General features: G+C 65.4%; 13 protein-coding genes. 7 read left to right on the forward strand and 6 right to left on the reverse strand.

The window, feature by feature from the left end; genetic code table 11:
* Positions 1–6: 6 nt before the first annotated feature.
* Both KXR72_RS13960 and KXR72_RS13965 read right to left on the reverse strand, forming a co-directional pair.
* On the reverse strand, positions 7–1,494 hold the full coding sequence (locus KXR72_RS13960) for a SulP family inorganic anion transporter (protein WP_437421691.1): 1,488 nt from the start codon (positions 1,492–1,494) through the stop codon (positions 7–9).
* Positions 1,495–1,856: 362 nt separating this feature from the next.
* On the reverse strand, positions 1,857–3,065 hold the full coding sequence (locus KXR72_RS13965) for an HD-GYP domain-containing protein (protein ID WP_437421692.1): 1,209 nt from the start codon (positions 3,063–3,065) through the stop codon (positions 1,857–1,859).
* Positions 3,066–3,280: 215 nt separating this feature from the next.
* Here KXR72_RS13965 and KXR72_RS13970 point away from each other — a divergent pair, with 215 nt between their 5' ends.
* The 3 genes from KXR72_RS13970 (at position 3,281) to KXR72_RS13980 (ending at position 7,334) form a co-directional block, all read left to right on the forward strand.
* The gene (locus KXR72_RS13970) at positions 3,281–5,038 is read left to right on the forward strand and encodes a sensor histidine kinase (RefSeq protein WP_437421693.1); all 1,758 of its coding nucleotides are present in this window, start codon (positions 3,281–3,283) and stop codon (positions 5,036–5,038) included.
* A gap of 27 nt (positions 5,039–5,065) precedes the next feature.
* Positions 5,066–6,421, forward strand: coding sequence for a sigma-54-dependent transcriptional regulator (locus tag KXR72_RS13975; RefSeq protein WP_437421694.1), 1,356 nt, complete (start codon positions 5,066–5,068; stop codon positions 6,419–6,421).
* Positions 6,422–6,575: 154 nt separating this feature from the next.
* Positions 6,576–7,334 carry a substrate-binding periplasmic protein gene (locus tag KXR72_RS13980; protein ID WP_437421695.1) on the forward strand — a complete coding sequence of 253 codons (759 nt, stop codon included), beginning with the start codon at positions 6,576–6,578 and terminating at the stop codon, positions 7,332–7,334.
* Positions 7,335–7,394: 60 nt separating this feature from the next.
* On the opposite strand, the gene KXR72_RS13985 is transcribed toward KXR72_RS13980, so the two are convergent.
* The gene (locus tag KXR72_RS13985) at positions 7,395–8,216 is read right to left on the reverse strand and encodes a helix-turn-helix domain-containing protein (protein ID WP_437421696.1); all 822 of its coding nucleotides are present in this window, start codon (positions 8,214–8,216) and stop codon (positions 7,395–7,397) included.
* 152 nt (positions 8,217–8,368) lie between these two features.
* Between KXR72_RS13985 and KXR72_RS13990 the strand changes: the two genes are divergently transcribed.
* Positions 8,369–9,811 carry an alanine/glycine:cation symporter family protein gene (locus tag KXR72_RS13990; protein WP_437421697.1) on the forward strand — a complete coding sequence of 481 codons (1,443 nt, stop codon included), beginning with the start codon at positions 8,369–8,371 and terminating at the stop codon, positions 9,809–9,811.
* A 71-nt stretch (positions 9,812–9,882) separates the two neighbouring features.
* Positions 9,883–10,875, forward strand: coding sequence for an asparaginase (locus KXR72_RS13995; RefSeq protein ID WP_437421698.1), 993 nt, complete (start codon positions 9,883–9,885; stop codon positions 10,873–10,875).
* Here the strand turns inward: KXR72_RS13995 and KXR72_RS14000 are convergent, their stop codons facing one another.
* From KXR72_RS14000 to nudE, 3 genes are all read right to left on the reverse strand, one after another.
* Entirely contained in the window at positions 10,876–13,740 is a 2,865-nt protein-coding gene (locus KXR72_RS14000) for an ATP-binding protein (RefSeq protein ID WP_437421699.1), read from the reverse strand.
* 115 nt (positions 13,741–13,855) lie between these two features.
* Positions 13,856–14,671, reverse strand: coding sequence for a 3'(2'),5'-bisphosphate nucleotidase CysQ (cysQ, locus tag KXR72_RS14005; RefSeq protein WP_437421700.1), 816 nt, complete (start codon positions 14,669–14,671; stop codon positions 13,856–13,858).
* Positions 14,668–15,234 carry an ADP compounds hydrolase NudE gene (gene nudE / locus KXR72_RS14010; RefSeq protein WP_437421701.1) on the reverse strand — a complete coding sequence of 189 codons (567 nt, stop codon included), beginning with the start codon at positions 15,232–15,234 and terminating at the stop codon, positions 14,668–14,670. Before nudE ends, cysQ begins: the two co-directional genes overlap by 4 nt.
* Before the next feature lie 184 nt (positions 15,235–15,418).
* Here nudE and yrfG point away from each other — a divergent pair, with 184 nt between their 5' ends.
* Complete coding sequence (gene yrfG, locus KXR72_RS14015; protein WP_437421702.1) at positions 15,419–16,099, forward strand: GMP/IMP nucleotidase; 681 nt, start codon at positions 15,419–15,421, stop codon at positions 16,097–16,099.
* Between the two features lie 116 nt (positions 16,100–16,215).
* On the forward strand, positions 16,216–18,309 hold the full coding sequence (locus KXR72_RS14020) for a PAS domain-containing protein (protein ID WP_437421703.1): 2,094 nt from the start codon (positions 16,216–16,218) through the stop codon (positions 18,307–18,309).
* Positions 18,310–18,342 lie beyond the last annotated feature (33 nt).

Raw genomic sequence — 18,342 nt, forward strand, 5'->3', positions numbered from 1 at the left:
TCCTGATCAGTGGCCCATGAGGCTGTCGATGGCCTCGGGTTTGTCGTGTACGCCGAAGCGATCGACGATGGTGGCGCTGGCTTCGTTCAGCCCCAGCACCTCGACTTCGGTGCCTTCGCGGCGGAACTTGATGACCACCTTGTCCAGCGCCGCCACGGCGGTGATGTCCCAGAAATGCGCATGGGTGAGGTCGATCGTCACCTTCGCCAGCGCTTCCCTGAAGTCGAAGGCGCGAGTGAATTTGTCCGAGGAGCTGAAGAAGACCTGACCGACCACCTGGTAGACCCGCGCATGGCCGTCGACATCCAGTTCCGAACCGATGTGCAGGTAGTGCCCGACCTTGTTGGCGAAGAACATCGCCGCCAGCAGTACGCCGGCCAGCACGCCGTAGGCCAGGTTGTGGGTGAAGACCACCACCACCACGGTGACGACCATGACGATGTTGGTCGACAGCGGGTAGTGCTTGAGGTTGCGCAGCGAGTCCCAGCTGAAGGTGCCGATGGAGACCATGATCATCACGGCCACCAGCGCGGCCATGGGGATTTGCCCGACCCAGTCGCTGAGAAACACCACCATCAGCAGCAGCACGACGCCGGCAATGAGTGTCGACAACCGCGTGCGGCCCCCGGATTTCACGTTGATCACGGACTGGCCAATCATCGCGCAGCCGGCCATGCCGCCGAACAGGCCGGAAACAATGTTGGCGACGCCCTGGCCCTTGCACTCGCGATTCTTGTCGCTGCCGGTGTCCGTCAGGTCGTCGACGATGGTCGCGGTCATCAGCGACTCCAGCAGACCGACCACGGCCAGCGCGGCGGAATACGGGAAGATGATCGCCAGGGTTTCGAAGGTCAGCGGCACTTCGGGCCAGAGGAAGACCGGCAGGGTGTCAGGCAGGTCGCCCATGTCAGCGACCGTGCGGATGTCCAGCCCCAGGTACATGGCCACCGCCGTCAAGGTCAGGATGCAGACCAGCGGCGACGGGATGACCTTGCCGAGCGTCGGCACATAAGGGAACAGGTAGATGATGCCCAGGCCCGCCGCGGTCATGGCGTAGACGTGCCAGGTGACGTTTGTCAGCTCAGGCAGCTGTGCCATGAAGATGAGGATGGCCAGCGCGTTGACGAAGCCAGTAACCACCGAGCGCGAAACAAAGCGCATCAGCGAGCCGAGGCGCAGGTAGCCCGCACCGATCTGCAGCACGCCGCACAACAGGGTGGCTGCCAGCAGGTACTGCAGGCCATGCTCGCGCACCAGCATCACCATCAGCAGCGCCATGGCGCCGGTGGCCGCCGAAATCATGCCCGGGCGGCCACCGACGAAGGCGATCACCACGGCGATACAGAAGGAGGCGTACAGCCCGACCCGTGGATCCACCCCCGCGATGATGGAAAAGGCGATGGCCTCCGGGATCAGCGCCAGCGCGACCACCAGACCCGCGAGCACATCGCCGCGAAGGTTGCAGAACCAGTTTTGTTTGATCGTTTGAAGCATTGTGGTTTTCCAGAGCAAAAGCACCACCAACGGCATCGAAGCGACGCGCTGATTGATACAAGGCTAGTTTCTGAATGGGGAACAGGGTGCAAATCGCACGCGCGAAATGCGAAACACGGGGCAGCACGACCGTCCCAACCGGGGCGACCACGCTCAGGCGAAGGGCATTGCGCTATGGCGGACTGGGCAGCCAGGTCATGCTTGGGAACACACTCGTGAGGGCTTCGAAGGCTCGAAGCGTCCAGACAGGGCGCGGATGATAGCGCACCTACCTACAAGGCGCGACCCGCCGGTCGCGGCTGCGGGGCGCACGCATGGTGGGGTTGAGCGAATGAATGTGCCCGTAAAGGGCGCAGGCGCGGCTATCGCCAGAAGTCGTCGAGGTTAGTGAAGCCCCACTGCGCCGGGTCCTCACGGCCTACGATGCGATCACTGACGTTGCGCCGGGACAAGTCCAGGTCCAAGGGCTGAATGTGCATGCGCGTCTTGGTCGAGAAGAACACGCGCAGCACCGGCTCGGTGAGGCGATCCTCGTGCTGTTCAATGACCACACCCAGGCGCCCGGACTCCAGCTTGACCAGCGAACCCAGCGGGTAGATACCGACCGAGCGGATGAAGGCGTGGAAGATCCGCGTGTCGAAATGCCCGCCCCACTGCGCCATGCGCGCCACCGAATCGGCCGGGTTCCAGGCCGTCTTGTAGGGGCGGTTCGAGGTGATGGCATCGTAGACGTCGCAAACCGCGCCCATCCGCGCGAACAGGCAGATCTCCTCACCTTTCAGGCGATGCGGGTACCCGGTGCCATCGAATTTCTCGTGATGGTGCAGGCAGACGTCCAGCACCGAAGCCGGCAGGTTGTCAGCCGCGGCGAGCAAGGCGTGGCCGCGCTCGGGGTGGCTACGCATGATGGCGAATTCGTCGTCGGTCAGGCTGCCGGGCTTGTTCAGTACAGCGTTGGGCATGGCCATCTTGCCGACGTCATGCAGCAGCCCGGCAAGCCCCGCCTCGCGCGCCGTGGCTTCGTCGAGCCCGAGCTGGCGCGACAGCGAGACCATCAGCGCACAGACCGCCACCGAGTGCATGTAGGTGTACTCATCCTTGTGCTTGAGCCGGGCCAGGCCGATCAGCGCCGAACCGTTGCGTGCCAGCGAATCGCTGATGTCCGCCACCAGCGGCAGGCAGGACTCGACATCGATGGCCTTGCCCAGGCGCGCCTCGTTGAAGAGCTCGCCAACCGCCTTTTTCGACTTGTTCAGAATCCGCGCCGCGCGCTGCAGCTCGTCGCGCACGCTGCAGCGCGGCGCCTTGGCAACGGTCAGCAGATCGGGAGCCGCCACGTCAGCGGGTGTTGCCCCAGCGGCGGTCTGCGGAACGGCAGGCATGACGATGTCGAGGCCCTTGCTCAAGTCGATCCAGACGGCGACCAGCCCGCTGGTGCGCAGACGCTGAACGTCATCGGGCTTGTCGATGACGAACCTGCTTTTCCAGAAAGGATTCGAGAGCCAGTCACCCTCGAAGGAGTGGATGTACATGCCGGCGCGTACGGCATCGACGGGAATCTTTTTCAGCATGAGCGGACTCGCAGGAACCTGACCAACTGACAACAGGCGTGCCGACCGTGCATCCTTACTCGCCGAGCGGTGCGCACCGGTTACCCGCAGGTGACCGATGAGTCACATTGCCACCACTGCCACGCGCTGTACATAAGCCTTTAGGGGTGTGAGTCGTCGCGTCCGACGGGTGGCGTGGCTTACCATGGCGGCCAGCCTTTCACGAGCCGCCCCCCGTGCCTGCCAGTCGCTACCGCGTCGCCCTGACCGTCCTGCTGATCCTTGTCGGACTGCTGCTGTGCATGCATCTGGCAGGGCGTGTTGCCGAACAGCGCGCCTGGGACGAACGCAGCCAGGAAGCACGCGGCCAGCTTCAGCTTTACGCTCAGGCTATCCATACACAGGTCCAGCGCTTCCGCTCGGTTCCGGCGCTGCTGGCGCTCGACAGCGACATCCGCCAGCTGCTCGCCAATCCCGGCGACCAGCGCCTGCGCGAGCAGCTCAACCTGCGCCTGGAAGAGCAGAACCACGCGGCCGGTTCATCTGTGCTCTACCTGCTCGACCGCCATGGCGAGACGCTCGCCGCGAGTAACTGGCGCGACTGGAGCAGTTTCGTCGGCAACAACTATGCCTTTCGCCCCTACTTCCTCGACGCCCTGGCGAACGATTCGGGGCGCTATTTCGCCGTCGGCGTGACCACCGGCATTCCCGGCTATTTCCTCTCAAGCTCGGTGAAGAACGACCGCGGCGAGGTCATCGGCGTGCTGGTGGTCAAGCTCGAGCTGGAGGAAATGCAGCGCGAATGGGTCGGCCAGTCCGGCATCCTGCTGATCTCCGACTCGCTGGACATCGTCATCCTCACTAACCGGCCGGCATGGCGCTTTCGTTATCTGCGCCCGCTGACCGACGAGGTGCGCGAGCGCCTGGTCGCGGTGCGCCGTTATGCCGAGCAGAACCTGCAACCGCTGCCGAGCGAGCGGCAGGTGCAAATAGCCGAGGACAGCGAGCGGCGCCTGGTTGACGGGCCGGACGGGCGCCGGCTCTACCTCTGGCAGCGGCTGTCCCTTCCCGAGGAAGACTGGACGCTGCACCTGTTGCAGGAACCGCAGCAGATCGCGGCCAGCGTGCGCAGCTACCGCCTGGCCGCAGCCGGCGTCTGGATGACGCTGGCGTTCCTGCTGCTGTTCCTTGCACAACGGCGCAAGACACGGCGCATCGAGCAGCGCAACCGCAGCGAGCTCGAACGACTGGTCGAAGCGCGGACCCGCGAGCTGCACACCGCCCAGGACGAACTCGTGCATGCCGCACGCATGGCGGCCCTGGGGCAGATGTCCGCGGCCCTCGCCCACGAGATCAACCAACCGCTGACCGCCCTGCGTATGCAGCTCGCCAGCCAACGCCTGCTGCTCGACAGCGGCCGCACCGAGGCCGTGCGCGAAGGCATCGGCCAGGTCGAAGGCCTGCTCGAGCGGATGGCCGCGCTGACCAGCCATCTCAAGACCTTCGCTCGCAAGAGCCCCGCGGGGCTGCGTCAGCGCCTGAGCCTGGCCGAGGTCTTGGACCAAGCGCTGCACTTGCTGGCGCCGCGCATCCGCAGCGAAGGCGTCGAGGTGCACTGCGCTGTGCCTGGCGAGGCGCAGGTCAGCGGCGACGCTATCCGCCTGGAACAGGTGCTGATCAACCTGCTGACCAATGCGCTCGATGCCATGCTTGGCGCGACCCCACGCCAGCTGCGCATCGATTGCCTGGCCGAACGCGGCGGCTGGACGCTGCGCGTGGCCGACAGTGGCGGCGGCATCGCGGCCGAGCACCTGGAGCAGGTGTTCGAGCCCTTTTTCACCACCAAACCGGTCGGCCAGGGGCTGGGCCTGGGCCTGGCGGTGTCCTACGGCATCGTGCGGGATCTGGACGGCACACTCGAAGCGAGCAACGAGGGCGACGGCGCGGTGTTCAGGCTGCATCTGCCTGCGGCCGGACCGGACTCAGGCGAGTAGACTGGCCGCCAGCAGGAGGACCAAGACATGACGGGCCAGGTGATCTTCATTGACGACGAGGCGGCTATCCGCCAGGCAGTGCAGCAGTGGCTGGAGCTGTCTGGCTACCGCGTGCGGACTTGCGCCAGCGCAAAGGAGGCACTCGGCATCGTCGACCGCAGCTTCCCCGGCGTGCTGATCAGCGATGTGCGCATGCCCGACCTCGACGGCCTCGGCCTGCTGGAACGGTTGGTCGCGCTGGACTCGGAATTGCCGGTGATCATGGTGACCGGCCACGGCGACGTGCCGATGGCGGTTCAGGCACTGCGCCAGGGTGCCTATGATTTCATCGAAAAACCCTTCACGCCCGAGCGTCTGCTCGACAGCGTGCGCCGCGCACAGGACAAGCGCCGGCTGGTCTGCGAGAACCGTCAGCTGCGTGAACAGGTCACGCTCAAGGGGCGCATCGAATCCATGCTGTTGGGCGTCTCCCGCGCGATGGACAACCTGCGCCGCCAGGTGCTCGAGCTGGCCGGCACCAACGTCAATGTGCTGATTCGCGGCGACACCGGCAGCGGCAAGGAACAGGTCGCCCGCTGCCTGCACGAGTTCAGCCCTCGCGCGCGCCATCCATTCGTCGCGCTCAACTGCGCGGCCATCCCGGAAACCATCTTCGAAAGCGAACTCTTCGGCCATGAAAGCGGCGCCTTCACCGGCGCCCAGGCCAAGCGCATCGGCCGTATCGAGCATGCCGACGGCGGCACCCTGTTTCTCGACGAGATCGAAAGCATGCCGCTGGCGCAGCAGGTCAAGCTGTTGCGCGTGCTGCAGGAGAGAACACTCGAGCGGCTGGGGTCGAACCGCAGCATCGAGGTGGACCTGCGCGTGATCAGCGCGGCCAAGCCCGACCTGCTCGAAGAAGTGCGCGCCGGGCGGTTCCGCGAAGACTTGCTGTACCGCCTGAACGTCGCGGAACTGCATATCCCACCGCTGCGCGACCGCCGTGAGGACATTCCCCTGCTGTTCGACCACTTCACCACCCAGGCCGCGCAACGGCACGGCCGCGAGCCGGTCCCGGCCAGCCCGTCGGAACTGGCGCAGCTGCTCAGCCACGACTGGCCGGGCAATGTCCGCGAATTGATCAATGCGGCCGAGCGCCATGCCCTCGGCCTGACCCCGCCACCGGCAGCCCAAGGCGCGGCCGCCACCCCGGGCACATCCCTCGCCGATCAGATGGAAGCCTTCGAAGCCCAATGCCTGCACAGCGCGCTGCAGCAGCACAAGGGCAACATCAGTGAGGTCATGGCGCAACTGCAGCTGCCCCGCCGCACCCTCAACGAGAAGATGCAGCGCCACGGCCTCAGCCGCAGCGACTACCTCCCCGCTGGCTCGACGGACAACTGACCCCCGGCGCGCGCCGAGCCGATTCTAATCGGCCGGTGCGGGCCGTCAGCCCGGCGCAAAAACGTGCGCGAGTCCACATTTAAAAACGTGATGCGGCACAAGGCCAGCGTGCGGGGGCGTGCGTAGAATCCGCCGCTTCTTCGGAGGTCCCCCCATGCGCTCACTACTCGCCATTACCCTACTCTTCAGTTCGATCCTCGGCGCGCCCATCGCGCAGGCGGAGCTTCCGCAAGGCTATGAAGTCGTCCTGCAGACCGAAAACTTCCCGCCCTTCAACCTGGCCGAAGACGGCAAGAACTTCGCCCGCGAACAGCACATCCATGGCATTAGCGCCGACACCGTGCGTGAAATGTTCAAGCGCGCTGGGATTGCCTATTCAATGACGCTGCGCTTCCCTTGGGATCGCATCTACCAGGCAACTCTCGACACGCCCAACCACGGCCTGTTCTCCACGTCCATGACCGATGCGCGCCGCCCCTTGTTCAAGTGGGTCGGGCCGATCGCTCAGTACGAGAGCGTGCTGCTCTCGGCACCCGGCACCAACCTCAAGATGACCAGCCTGGAGCAGGCCAAGGGCTACACCATCGGTGCCTACAAGAGCAGCGCAGTAAGCCAGCGCGTCGAGGCGCAGGGATTGCAGCCAGTCAACTCGCTACGTGATCAGGAAAACCTGCAGAAGCTGATCAGCGGCAAGATTGACCTTTGGGCCACATCCGATCCGGTCTGGCGCTACTACGCCAAGCAGGAAGGCGTAGGCGGCCTGAACACCGTGCTGGTGTTCAACTCCGCGCCGCTCTACCTGGCGCTGAACAAGGACACCCCAGACGAAGTCGTCACCCGGCTGCAAAAGGCCCTCGACGAGATGAAGACCGAGGGCTACGGCACCTGCGTCAAGCACCCCGAGCTCTGCTGACCCTCCGGGCCGGCGCGCGACAGGCGCCGCCGGCCCGCCCCCTCCCGCCCGAGCACCTCCCTACTCGATCTCGAACAAGCCGTCACGCATCGACGCCGATGCCAGGCGCTCACGAATTTCCGGGTCGATGCGCGGATCGTCCAGCCCGTAGAGCATCACCTGCCGGTAGGCGTTGACCCGGTTGATTTCGCTGCCCAGATACTCCCAGACCACGCGCGTGCAAGCCGGCGTTCGCCGGTCGCCGCTGGAAACGCCCGTTTTCAGGCCGTTCAGGCGGCTGATCCGGCTCTTGAAACTGGGGATAAGGATGGTCTGGCTCATCTCATTGCCGGTCAGCGACTCGTAATCGATGAGGAACAGACGATCTTGCAGGTAGAAGGCGGCGCCCAGGTAGCGGCAGCGCACCACGCCATCTTCGGCCTTGGGGTTGTCGGCACGCGATTGCTCCTGCCGCTCCTGTCGCTCGAAGACATAACTGCCGCGGTCTTCGCGCAAGTGCACCAGCGAGAGCAGGATCTGCCCCGGCACGGACATACAGTTGGCGTATTCGAAGTAGTAGCCGCAATAGCGAGAAAGGCTGCTGGCGTTGTCGCGCATCGGCTGGAACAGCTCAAGCAATGGATCGCTCGCCGCGACCCGCTCCTGGTCGTGACGGCGCAAGCCAATGAGCTGGGTGAACTGATCGCTGGGCAGCTCCAGTTCGTAAGGCTCGACCCCAAAGAAGTCGCAGATGCGCTTGAGGTTGTGCGGCGTCGGTCGGCTCGCGCCGCTGAGGTATTTATTGAACTGGGCACGGTTGATCGCCAGCTTGCGGCACACCTCGGCAATCGACCGGTAGTGGCTGCACAAGAGCTTGAGATTGGTGCCGAGGTGGGCATGCATGAGCGGGTTCCAGTGGCGCGAGCGGCGCGATTCTAGCATCAAGTCGCGCCAGATCGCCGCGACCCGCGCTATTGAATGACCGGGGCGTCTCGCCAACCATTTCGCGGCTGCGTTCCAACATTCTTCAAAACAACAAGAGAGACATTTCCACCATGCTCGATCTACTCAACGATCTCATCTGGAGCAAGCTGCTCATCGTGATGCTGATAGGCCTGGGCCTGTACTTCACCATCGCGTCCCGCTTCGTCCAGTTCCGCTATTTCGGCAGCATGTTTCGTATCTTCGGTGAAGCCTTCAAGCGCCAGCCGGGCCAGCTGAGTTCCTTCCAGGCGCTGATGCTCAGCGTCGCCGGCCGCGTCGGTGCGGGCAATATTGCGGGTGTATCGGTCGCGATCATGCTCGGCGGCCCGGGCGCCGTATTCTGGATGTGGGTCGTTGCCCTGGTCGGCATGGCCACCAGCTACTTCGAGTGCTCCCTCGCCCAGCTCTACAAGCGTCGTGAAGCCGACGGCGGCTACCGTGGCGGCCCAGCCTTCTATATCCAGCACGGCCTGGGCCAGCGCTGGCTCGGCATCGTAGTTTCGCTGCTGTTGCTGGTGACCTTCGGTTTCGGCTTCAACGCGGTGCAGTCCTACACCGTGGCCAGCTCACTGAACGACACCTTCGGCGTGCCGACCTACGTCAGCGGCATCGCACTGATGGTCGTGATCGGCCTGATCATCTTCGGCGGCATCAAGCGCATCGCCAAGTTCGCGGATGTGCTGGTTCCGGTCATGGCGTTCTCCTACATCGCGATGGCGCTGTACGTCATCGGCAGCAACGCCGGCGACATTCCGGAGGCGTTCGCCACCATCTTCCGCAGCGCCTTCGGCCTTGAGCCGGCGTTCGCAGGGGGCCTGGGCGCGGCCATCATCATGGGCGTCAAGCGTGGCCTGTTCTCCAACGAAGCCGGCCTGGGCAGCGCGCCGAACGTGGCCGCGGTCGCTGAGGTGCAGCACCCCGCCGCTCAGGGCATCGTGCAGTCGTTGAGCGTGTTCATCGACACCCTCATCCTGTGCAGCTGCACTGCGCTGATCATCATTCTCTCCGGCGTGTTCGAGCCGGGCAGCGACATGGCCGGCGTCGTGCTGACGCAAACCGCAGTTGCCGCCGTAGTGGGTGAGTGGGGCCGCGTCTTCATCAGCCTGGCGCTGCTGCTGTTCGTGTTCACCACGTTGATCTACAACTACTACTTGGGCGAGAACGCGCTGGGCTTCTTCACCGGTAAGCGTGCGCCAGTGATGGTGTACCGCGTCATGGTTATCGCACTGGTGATGTGGGGTTCGGTGCAGGACCTGGGCACGGTTTTCGCTTTCGCCGACGTGACCATGGGGCTGCTCGCCATCTGCAACCTGATCGCCCTGGCGCTGCTGTTCAAGGTCGGCCTGCGTCTGATGCGCGACTACGATCGTCAGCGCGAGGCCGGCATCGAGTCGCCCGTGTTCGATCCGAAAGAGTTCGCCGACCTGGACCTCGATCCGAACGTCTGGACCAGCCAGGCGCCAGCGCAGACCGCTGCGAACCCGCGCGTAGGCACGCAGGCACAGCAGCACTGATCGGCTTCGCGCCATTTGCGTAATAAGAAGCAGGGGGCCGCAGGGCCCCCTCTTTCATATAAGGAGTCCCTATGCCGGCTTCCAGATACGTCCTGGTGCTGTACACCGGCGGCACCATTGGCATGCAGCAGAGTGCCGAAGGCCTGATGCCTGCCTCCGGCTTTGCTGATCGACTGCGTGCTCGCCAGGCTGAAGAGCCCACACTGGCGCTGCCCGAGTGGCAATTCCAGGAACTGCTACCCCCCATCGACAGCGCCAACATGAATCAGGCGAACTGGCTCGCCATGGCCGACGCCATTCGCGACGCGGCTGCACAAGAGGCGTGCACCGGTGTGCTGGTGCTGCACGGTACCGACACCCTGGCGTACAGTGCGGCGACGCTTAGCTTCCTCCTGCTGGCGCTGCCGATCCCAGTGGTCCTGACCGGTTCGATGCTGCCCGCCGGCGCACCGGGCAGCGACGCCTGGGGCAACTTGTTCGGCGCCATGCAGGCGCTGCACGCCGGAGTAACGCCAGGTGTGCACCTTTATTTCGCCGGCAAGCTCATGCATGGCGCGCGCACAGGCAAGCTCGGCACCGCCAGCCTGGACGCCTTCGGCGAACTGCCGCGCCTGCGTCAAAGCCCGCGCGCCGACGCGCTCCCGGCGCATCTTGACTACCGCCAACCGCGCCAGCCGGTCGCGCTGGCCGTCATGCCGCTGTACCCCGGCATCCGCGCGGAACAGTTGCGCGGCGTGCTGGAGAGTGGCGCCCGCGGGCTGGTGCTCGAATGCTACGGCAGCGGCACGGGCCCGGCCGACGACGCCGCGCTGCTCGTCGCCCTTCAAGACGCGCATGCCCGCGGCGTGGTGCTGGTGACGATCAGCCAATGCCCGCAAGGGCACGTGGACTTCGGCATCTACGCCGCTGGGGGCAAGCTCGCGGCCTGCGGCCTGATTTCCGGCGGCGGGATGACCCGCGAGGCGGCGCTCGGCAAGCTGTTCGCGCTACTCGGCGCCGGCCTGTCCCAACAGGAGACAGAGCACTGGTTCGCCCTGGACCTGTGCGGCGAGCGCGCCGACTGATCAGCCCGAGCCCGGGTCCGCCGCCTGCATCAGGGCGCGGACCTGGCGTCGCAGTTCATCCAGGTCAACCGGCTTGCTCAGCCAGCCTTGGCAATCCAGACGCTCGCGATCCTCGTCAGCCGCGCTGAGCACCAGCACCGGCAATCGCCGGGTGGCGGGGGCCTGGCGCAGCAGTTGCAGCACGTGTTCCCCATCGAGCGCCGGCAGATTCAGGTCGAGCAACAGCAGGGCCGGCGGATCGGCCAGCACATGCGCAAGCGCCGTGCGGCCATCGTCAAACACCCGAACATCACCGAGATCGGCCAGCGCCCGGCGCACCAAGACCTGGCTAAGCGGGTCGCTCTCGACGTAGACGATCGGCGGCCGCTCCTGCGCATCGGGCCCGATGTCAGGCTCGGCAAGCGGCAGTGCGATCCAGAAACGGCTGCCCATGCCCGGCGCGCTTTTCACCCCAATGCTGCCACCCATCAGCTTGGCGTATTCCAGGCACAGCGACAGGCCGATGCCCGCGCCCTGGATGCTGGAGCTCTCCCGGCCCAGCCGCCGGAAGGGCTCGAACATCTGCGCCTGCAACGCCTCGTCGATGCCCGGCCCGCTATCCTCGACGACCAGCCGCACCTGCTCGGCGACGTGCTCGATCCTTAACAGGATGTGCCCGTTCGGGTTGTTGTACTTAATCGCATTGGACAGCAGATTGAGCAGCACCTGGCGCAGCCGTCGAGGCTCGGCCATCACCTCGACCGACGCATCGGTCAGCTCGACTTCCAGACGCAAACCGTGACGCTGCACGTCCAACGCGACGAGTTCGGCGCACTCGCGCATCAGTGCTGTCGCCTCGACCTGCCGCAGTTCCAGCCGCGGCCGCTCGGCCTGCAGGCTCGACCAGTCGAGGATGTCGCCGAGCAGCTGGTTCAGGTGCCGGCTGGCCAGAAGAATCTCGTCGAGGTAATTCGCGGCTTCCGGGTCCGCCGAAGGCGGGCAGTCCATGCGCATCAGCTGGGCGAAGCCGAGGATGGCGTTGAGCGGCGTGCGCAGCTCGTGGCTGATGCTGGAGATCAGGTGCGTCTTGGCCTCGTTGGCCGCCTGCGCCTGCTGGATGGCGCGGCGCAGATCGTCCTCGCCCCGCTTGATCGCATCGATGTCCACGTGCGTACCGGCCACCAACGTCGCCTGGCCAGTCAGCGGATCGCGCTCCAGTACACGTCCACGGCTGAGCAGCCAGTGGTAGTCGCCCAGGGCATCGGCGAAGCGGTATTCGCTCTCGTAGCGGAAGGTGTGGCCGCGGTGCATGCGCTCGATTTCGGCGCGCACCTGGCCGACATCCTGTGGATGAATACGTTGCAGGAACTGCGCCTCGCTGAGTGTTGCCGAGGGCAGTCCGAAGCGCCCGGGCAGGCGCCCGCGTAATTGCATCATGCCGTTGCGCGAGTCGATCTCCCAAAGGCTCTCGGTGGCGCTTTCGAGCACGAGCTCCAGGCGTTCCTGAGCCTGCGAGCGTTGCACCTCACTGGTCTCCAGCTGCTCGCCGATGGCCTGGGTGTGCCGGGCCAGCGCATCCAGCTCGCCGATGTCTGAGGCCACGCGGGTCGGGCGCCACTTGCCCTGGCCGATATCGCCCATCATCGTCGAGATGCCCGCGATCGGCTTGAGCAGCGCACGGCTGAGCTGGCGCGCGCGCAGCCACATGTAGCCGAAGAACATCAGGTAGAACACCACCAGCCCGGCAATCAGCAGGTAACCGATGTGCTGGAAACGGCTGGCCAGCGCGTTGGTCGTGCTGAACACCTGCTCCTCGTCCACCACCGCCAAGAGGTGCCAGCCCGTCTGCTGTACGGTCGACCAGGCCACCAGCCGCTGCTTGCCGGCGAGCTCCAGGCGCAGCACACCGCTGGGCTGGGTGATGACGGCATGCGCGAGGGCGCGGGTGTCCTCGTGGCGGTCGAGGCGGAATTCATCGGGCTTGAATTGCTCCTGGCGGATGGCCTCGTCGTAAGAGTGCTCGGTGAGTTCGTCGAGGCCAAACTCCTGCTCGCCGGCTTCGGGCAGCGCCATGATGTTCAGGTCGCGGCTGACCAGCACGGCGTAGCCGTTCCAGGGCACATGCAGATCGCCGATCCGCCCGAGCATGCCGCCGACGGTGACGTCGATACCGCTTACTCCCTCCAGGAAGTCGCCGCGGTAGACCGGTGCGATTGCCGACATCATCCAACCGTGCCCGGCCGGATCGAGATAGACATCGGTCCAGACCACCCGGCGCGACGGGTTCTGCCAGGCGTTGGCCATGTAGTAGAAGTTGTAGCTGGGGATATCCATGTCCGGCGGGTACTGCTCGTGCGTCGCGAACCAGGGATAGATGTGGTTGTAGCTGTCCCAACTGTTGAAATAAAGGCTGGCGATCAGCGAATTGCCAGCGTGCAGCGCCTTCATCAAGGGGTCGAGCCGATGCAGCCGGGCGACCTTTTCGAGGTCTTGCCGTTCTGGCGGGGTGACCGCGGAATAGAAACTTGCTGCGCCTCCGTCGTCGCGCGGGCTATAGCGCACGCCAGCAGGGCTCAGGCTCAGTTGGGGCTCAGGCAGCGGGCCGTCCTCGGTCAGGGCCCGCGCGGTGAACTGGCGAAACAGCTCGGTGGCGCTGGCGACCTGCTGCAGCTGCTGATCGATGATCCGCGTCTCCAGGCCCACTGCCGCCTGCAGCTCGGACAGCGCCGTCGCGCGCAGATGCTCGATCTGCGCGTCGCGCACCGTGCTGTTGGAGATGAGATAGGCGGCGATCAGCACGCCTTCGACCAGCACAAGCGGGATCAAGGCTGTCTGGACGAAGGCGCGCCAGATCCATTGATGTATCCCGATTGGAGTTTTCGACACGACGCAGCTCCGGCAACCGACTCACGCGCCCTGCTGGGCCAGGGCTCCAAAGCTTAGCACCGCATCGGCGGGCACGACCTGATCGCTGACAAGCCGGCTCTGTAGCAGCGGCGGTTCAGCCTCGGGCGAGGTCGATCAGTTCGGCGCGCCAGTCGACGTCCTGCGGCAATGCAAGGAACGAGGGGTTGAGATAGCTTTCGCGTGCCTCGTAGCTGAGCGGCTGGCCGTCGATGTCCAGAACCTCGCCACCAGCGCCCTCGAGCACGCCCTGGGCGGCAGCGGTGTCCCATTGCGAGGTCGGCGCCAGACGCGGGTAGCAATCGGCGCTGCCTTCAGCTACCAGGCAGAGCTTGAGCGAGCTGCCGACACTGGCAAATTCAATGTCACCAAAGCGTTGACCGAGCCCGGCGAGCAGGCGCTCTTGCGCTGGGCTGGAATGGCGTCGGCTGGCCACTACGGTGAAACGGCCCGGCGCGGCATGGCGCACACCGAGCGGCTGTGCAGCGCCATTGGCTTCGGCCCGCCAGGCACCGAAGCCGGCGCCACCGTAATAGCAGCGGCCATTGGCCGGAATGCCGACCACGCCGAACACCACACGGCCCTGCTCGATCAGCGCCACGTTGACGGTGAACTCCTCGCTGCCGTTGATGAACTCCTTGGTCCCGTCCAGTGGGTCGACCAGCCACCAGCGCGTCCAGGCCTCGCGCTCGTCCAACCCCAGTTCGCAATCCTCCTCGGACAGTACCGGGATCGCCTGGTCGAGCGCGCGCAATCCGTCGGCCAACAGGTGGTGCGCCGCCATGTCCGCGGCAGTGACAGGCGAGGCATCAGCCTTTTCGTGCACGGTGATCTCGTTGCGCCAGTGCGGCAGGATCGCCTCGCCAGCACGGCGAACCAGCTCGATGACCGGCGCCAGGTAGGGATGGCTCACAGGTTGAATTCCCCTCGTTGGGTCAGCAGGTCGCGCGCCAGATACAGGGCGGCCAGGGCACGGCCCTCGCTGAACTGTGGGTTTTGCACCAGGCTCGACAGCTCGCGCAGGTCGACCCGGTCGACACGCATCGGCTCGGGCTCATCGCCAGGCAGCTGCTCGGGATAGAGGTCACGCGCCAGCACGACCTGGATCTTCTGGCTCATGTAGCCGGGCGACAGCGACAGCTCGGTCAGCAGCTCCAGACGCCGCGCGCCGAAGCCGGCTTCTTCCTTGAGCTCACGGTTGGCGGCGTCGAGTACGTCCTCGCCGGGCTCGATCAGCCCCTTGGGCAGCGACAGCTCATAGCTATCGGTGCCACCGCAATACTCCTCGACCAACAGCGCTCGCCCGTCGGCCTCCAGCGCCACGATCATCACGGCACCGTAGCCGCTGCCCTTGCCCACGAGCCGTTCGTAGGTGCGCTCCACACCATTCGAGAACCGCAATTGCAGCTCCTCGACACGGAACAGCCGGCTGGTGGCGACGATTTCACGGGCAAGTACGGTAGGTTTCTGGCGCATGGAAGGGTCCTTGAAACGCGAGCCGCAATCATAACAGGCTGAATGGAAACTACTGCGCCGCTCGGGTAGGCCACGAACCGCAACGGTTGCAGGGCGTGAATGGCGTGCCGCCGACGACCAGCGCTTTGCAACCGACCGACCGCTGCCGCACCATTCACGGCCTGCCCGTCTGCAAGAGAAGACCATGATCGCCACCCTGCCCTGGCCCGAAATCGACACCGTGCTGCTGGACATGGACGGCACGCTGCTGGACCTGCATTTCGACAACCACTTCTGGCTCGACCTGCTACCGCGGCGCTACGCCGAGCGGCATGGCATCAGTCCGGCCATGGCCGAACTGGAACTGGCGCCGCTGTTCAATTCGCACCAAGGCCAGCTGAACTGGTATTGCCTGGACTTCTGGACGCGCGAGCTGAACCTGCCTATCCGCGAGATGAAGCGCGAGATCGCCGACCTCATCGCCTTGCGCCCGGCAGCCGAGGACTTTCTCGCGGCCTTGCGCCAGGCCGGCAAGCGCGTAGTCCTGATCACCAATGCGCACCGCGACTCCTTGTCGCTCAAGCTCGAGCGCGTCGAGCTGGCGCCCTGGTTCGACCGGCTGATCAGCTCGCACGACTACGGTTATCCCAAGGAGCACGAGCAGTTCTGGTTTGCCCTGAAGGCCGATCTCGGGTTCGACCCCAACACTGCGCTGTTCATTGACGACAGCCTGCCCGTGCTGCGCAGCGCCCGCGCGTTCGGCGTCGCTCACCTGCTCGCCATCCGCGAGCCGGACAGCCGCCGTGGGCCCAAGGACACCGAGGAATTCGCGGCGGTTGACGATTACCTTGATCTGATTCGCAGCCTGCAAGGCATCCGAGGCTGAACGCAGACGGCCTGACGTGCTTAACTGCAACCCGGACACCCTAAGGCGATACGAGCCGGCGCACGCCCCGGGCGGCGCCTCCGACATGCGCTCCGCCACGCAACGATGGACGATTTATGGCAGCAGATTCAGGACGCTCGGGCGGCGAAATGGGCCGACACATTGCGCATCACGACTGGAGCGCCACGCCGCTTGGCCCACGGCCGCACTGGCCGGCCAGCCTGCGCATCCTGCTCGACACCCTGCTCGAGGCGCCCCTGCCGATGTGCATCCTTTGGGGCGATGCCGGGCTGCAACTCTACAACGACGCCCACGCCGAGCTGATTGGCGATCGTCATCCCGAGGCGCTCGGCGCACCGCTACAACGGACCTGGGCTGACGCCTGGCCTGCGCTGACCGAGCTATACAACGGACATGACGCGGCGCAGCGCTGCCTGCTGCGCGACCAGCCGCCACCGCGCGATTGCGGGCCGTGCGAAACCCGTTTCGACCTTGCACTCAGCCCCCTGCGCGACGGCGATGACGTGACGGGTCGCCTGCTCTGCCTAAGACCAAGCGAGGAGGACGCGCTGCGCCGGCGGGAAACCGAACTGAAGATGATCACCGATGCCCTGCCGGTGCTTATCGGCTATGTCGACCAGGACGAGCGCTACCGTTTCACCAACCGCCACTACGAAAGCTGGTTTGGCCATACGCCCGAGTGGCTGTACGGCAAGCATCTGGTCGACGTGGTCGGCGAGCACGCCTACAACGCTCGCAGCGAGCAGATCAAGGCTGCGCTGGGCGGCCAGCCAGTGACCTTCGAGGCCTACATGCCGCACCGCGACGGCACCCGTCGGCAGTCGCTGATGCATTACCTGCCACGGCGCGATGGCAATGGCCGGGTCCTGGGCTTCTACGTGCTGGCACAAGACGTTACCGAGCGGTGGCAGGCCGAACAGGCGCTGCGCGAGCTCAACGAGACGCTCGAAAGCCGCATCCAGGAGCGCACCAACGCGCTGGCCGAGGTCTACGAGCGGCTGCTCAAGGAGATGGCCAGCCGCGAGCAGGCCCAGGAGGCGCTGCGTCAGGCGCAGAAGATGGAAGCGGTCGGCCAGCTCACCGGCGGCATCGCGCACGATTTCAACAACATGCTCACCGGCATCATCGGCGGGCTGGACCTGATCCAGCGCTACAACCAGACCGGCCGCCACGCCGAAACCGGGCGATTCATCGAAGCCGCGGTCACGTCCGCGAACCGCGCCGCCGCGCTGACGCACCGGCTGCTGGCCTTTGCTCGGCGGCAACCCTTGAACCTCAAGCGCGTCGACCTCAATGCGCTGGTCGACTCGATGCGCGATCTGCTGGTGCGCACCTTGGGCAGCCACATCCTGGTCGACGCGCAACTGCAATCCGATCTCTGGCCAGCCAGCAGCGACGAGAACCAACTGGAAAGCGCGCTACTCAACCTGGTCATCAATGCCCGCGACGCCATGCCCAACGGCGGCAGCCTTTACATCGCCACCGCCAATGCGTTGCTCTCGCGGCAAGCCGAGGTTGGCGAGCTGCCGGCCGGGCGCTATGTCACCCTCAGCGTGCTCGACAGTGGCTGCGGCATGTCGCCCAAGGTATTGGCCTCAGCCTTCGAACCCTTCTTCACCACCAAACCCATCGGGCAGGGCACTGGCCTCGGGCTGTCAATGATCTATGGCTTCGTGCGCCAGGCTGGCGGGCACGTTCATATCAGCAGCGAACCGGGCAAGGGCACCGAAGTTACCCTCTACCTGCCGGCGCACCATAAGGTGTCGGATGTCCTGACTGGCGCGAGCCCGACAGTGGACGCCCCGCGCGCCGCCGAGGGCGAGACGATCCTGGTCGTCGAGGATGACCCAGCGGTGCGCATGCTGGTCGTCGACGTGCTCGGCATGCTTGGCTACGCCGCGCTCGAAGCGGCGGAAGCCAACGCCGCGGTGAAGATTCTGGAGAGCAGCGCGCACATTGACCTGCTCGTCTCGGACGTTGGCCTTCCGGGGATGAATGGCCGGCAATTGGCCGATATCGCCCGCCAGCATCGCCCTGCCCTGCCGGTACTGTTCATGACCGGCTATGCCGAGCAGGCCGCCAGCAGCGGATTTCTCGACGAGGGCATGGACATGATCAGCAAGCCCTTCGCCATCGATCATCTGACGACACGGGTGCGTGACATGCTCGCCAGCCGCTCGCCTGGCTGATAGGCAGGTGGTCGCGTGTCGTACCGGGCGTTG

It is taken from the genome of Stutzerimonas chloritidismutans (assembly GCF_051486945.1).
Lineage (GTDB): Bacteria > Pseudomonadota > Gammaproteobacteria > Pseudomonadales > Pseudomonadaceae > Stutzerimonas > Stutzerimonas chloritidismutans_B.

What these genes read in the sequence shown, in the direction of transcription:
- KXR72_RS13960 (WP_437421691.1), bottom strand. Translation starts at nt 1,494, where the DNA reads ATGCTTCAAACGATCAAACAAAACTGGTTCTGCAACCTTCGCGGCGAT.
- KXR72_RS13965 (WP_437421692.1), bottom strand. Translation starts at nt 3,065, where the DNA reads ATGCTGAAAAAGATTCCCGTCGATGCCGTACGCGCCGGCATGTACATC.
- KXR72_RS13975 (WP_437421694.1), top strand. Translation starts at nt 5,066, where the DNA reads ATGACGGGCCAGGTGATCTTCATTGACGACGAGGCGGCTATCCGCCAG.
- KXR72_RS13980 (WP_437421695.1), top strand. Translation starts at nt 6,576, where the DNA reads ATGCGCTCACTACTCGCCATTACCCTACTCTTCAGTTCGATCCTCGGC.
- KXR72_RS13985 (WP_437421696.1), bottom strand. Translation starts at nt 8,216, where the DNA reads ATGCATGCCCACCTCGGCACCAATCTCAAGCTCTTGTGCAGCCACTAC.
- KXR72_RS13990 (WP_437421697.1), top strand. Translation starts at nt 8,369, where the DNA reads ATGCTCGATCTACTCAACGATCTCATCTGGAGCAAGCTGCTCATCGTG.
- KXR72_RS13995 (WP_437421698.1), top strand. Translation starts at nt 9,883, where the DNA reads ATGCCGGCTTCCAGATACGTCCTGGTGCTGTACACCGGCGGCACCATT.
- nudE (WP_437421701.1), bottom strand. Translation starts at nt 15,234, where the DNA reads ATGCGCCAGAAACCTACCGTACTTGCCCGTGAAATCGTCGCCACCAGC.
- yrfG (WP_437421702.1), top strand. Translation starts at nt 15,419, where the DNA reads ATGATCGCCACCCTGCCCTGGCCCGAAATCGACACCGTGCTGCTGGAC.
- KXR72_RS14020 (WP_437421703.1), top strand. Translation starts at nt 16,216, where the DNA reads ATGGCAGCAGATTCAGGACGCTCGGGCGGCGAAATGGGCCGACACATT.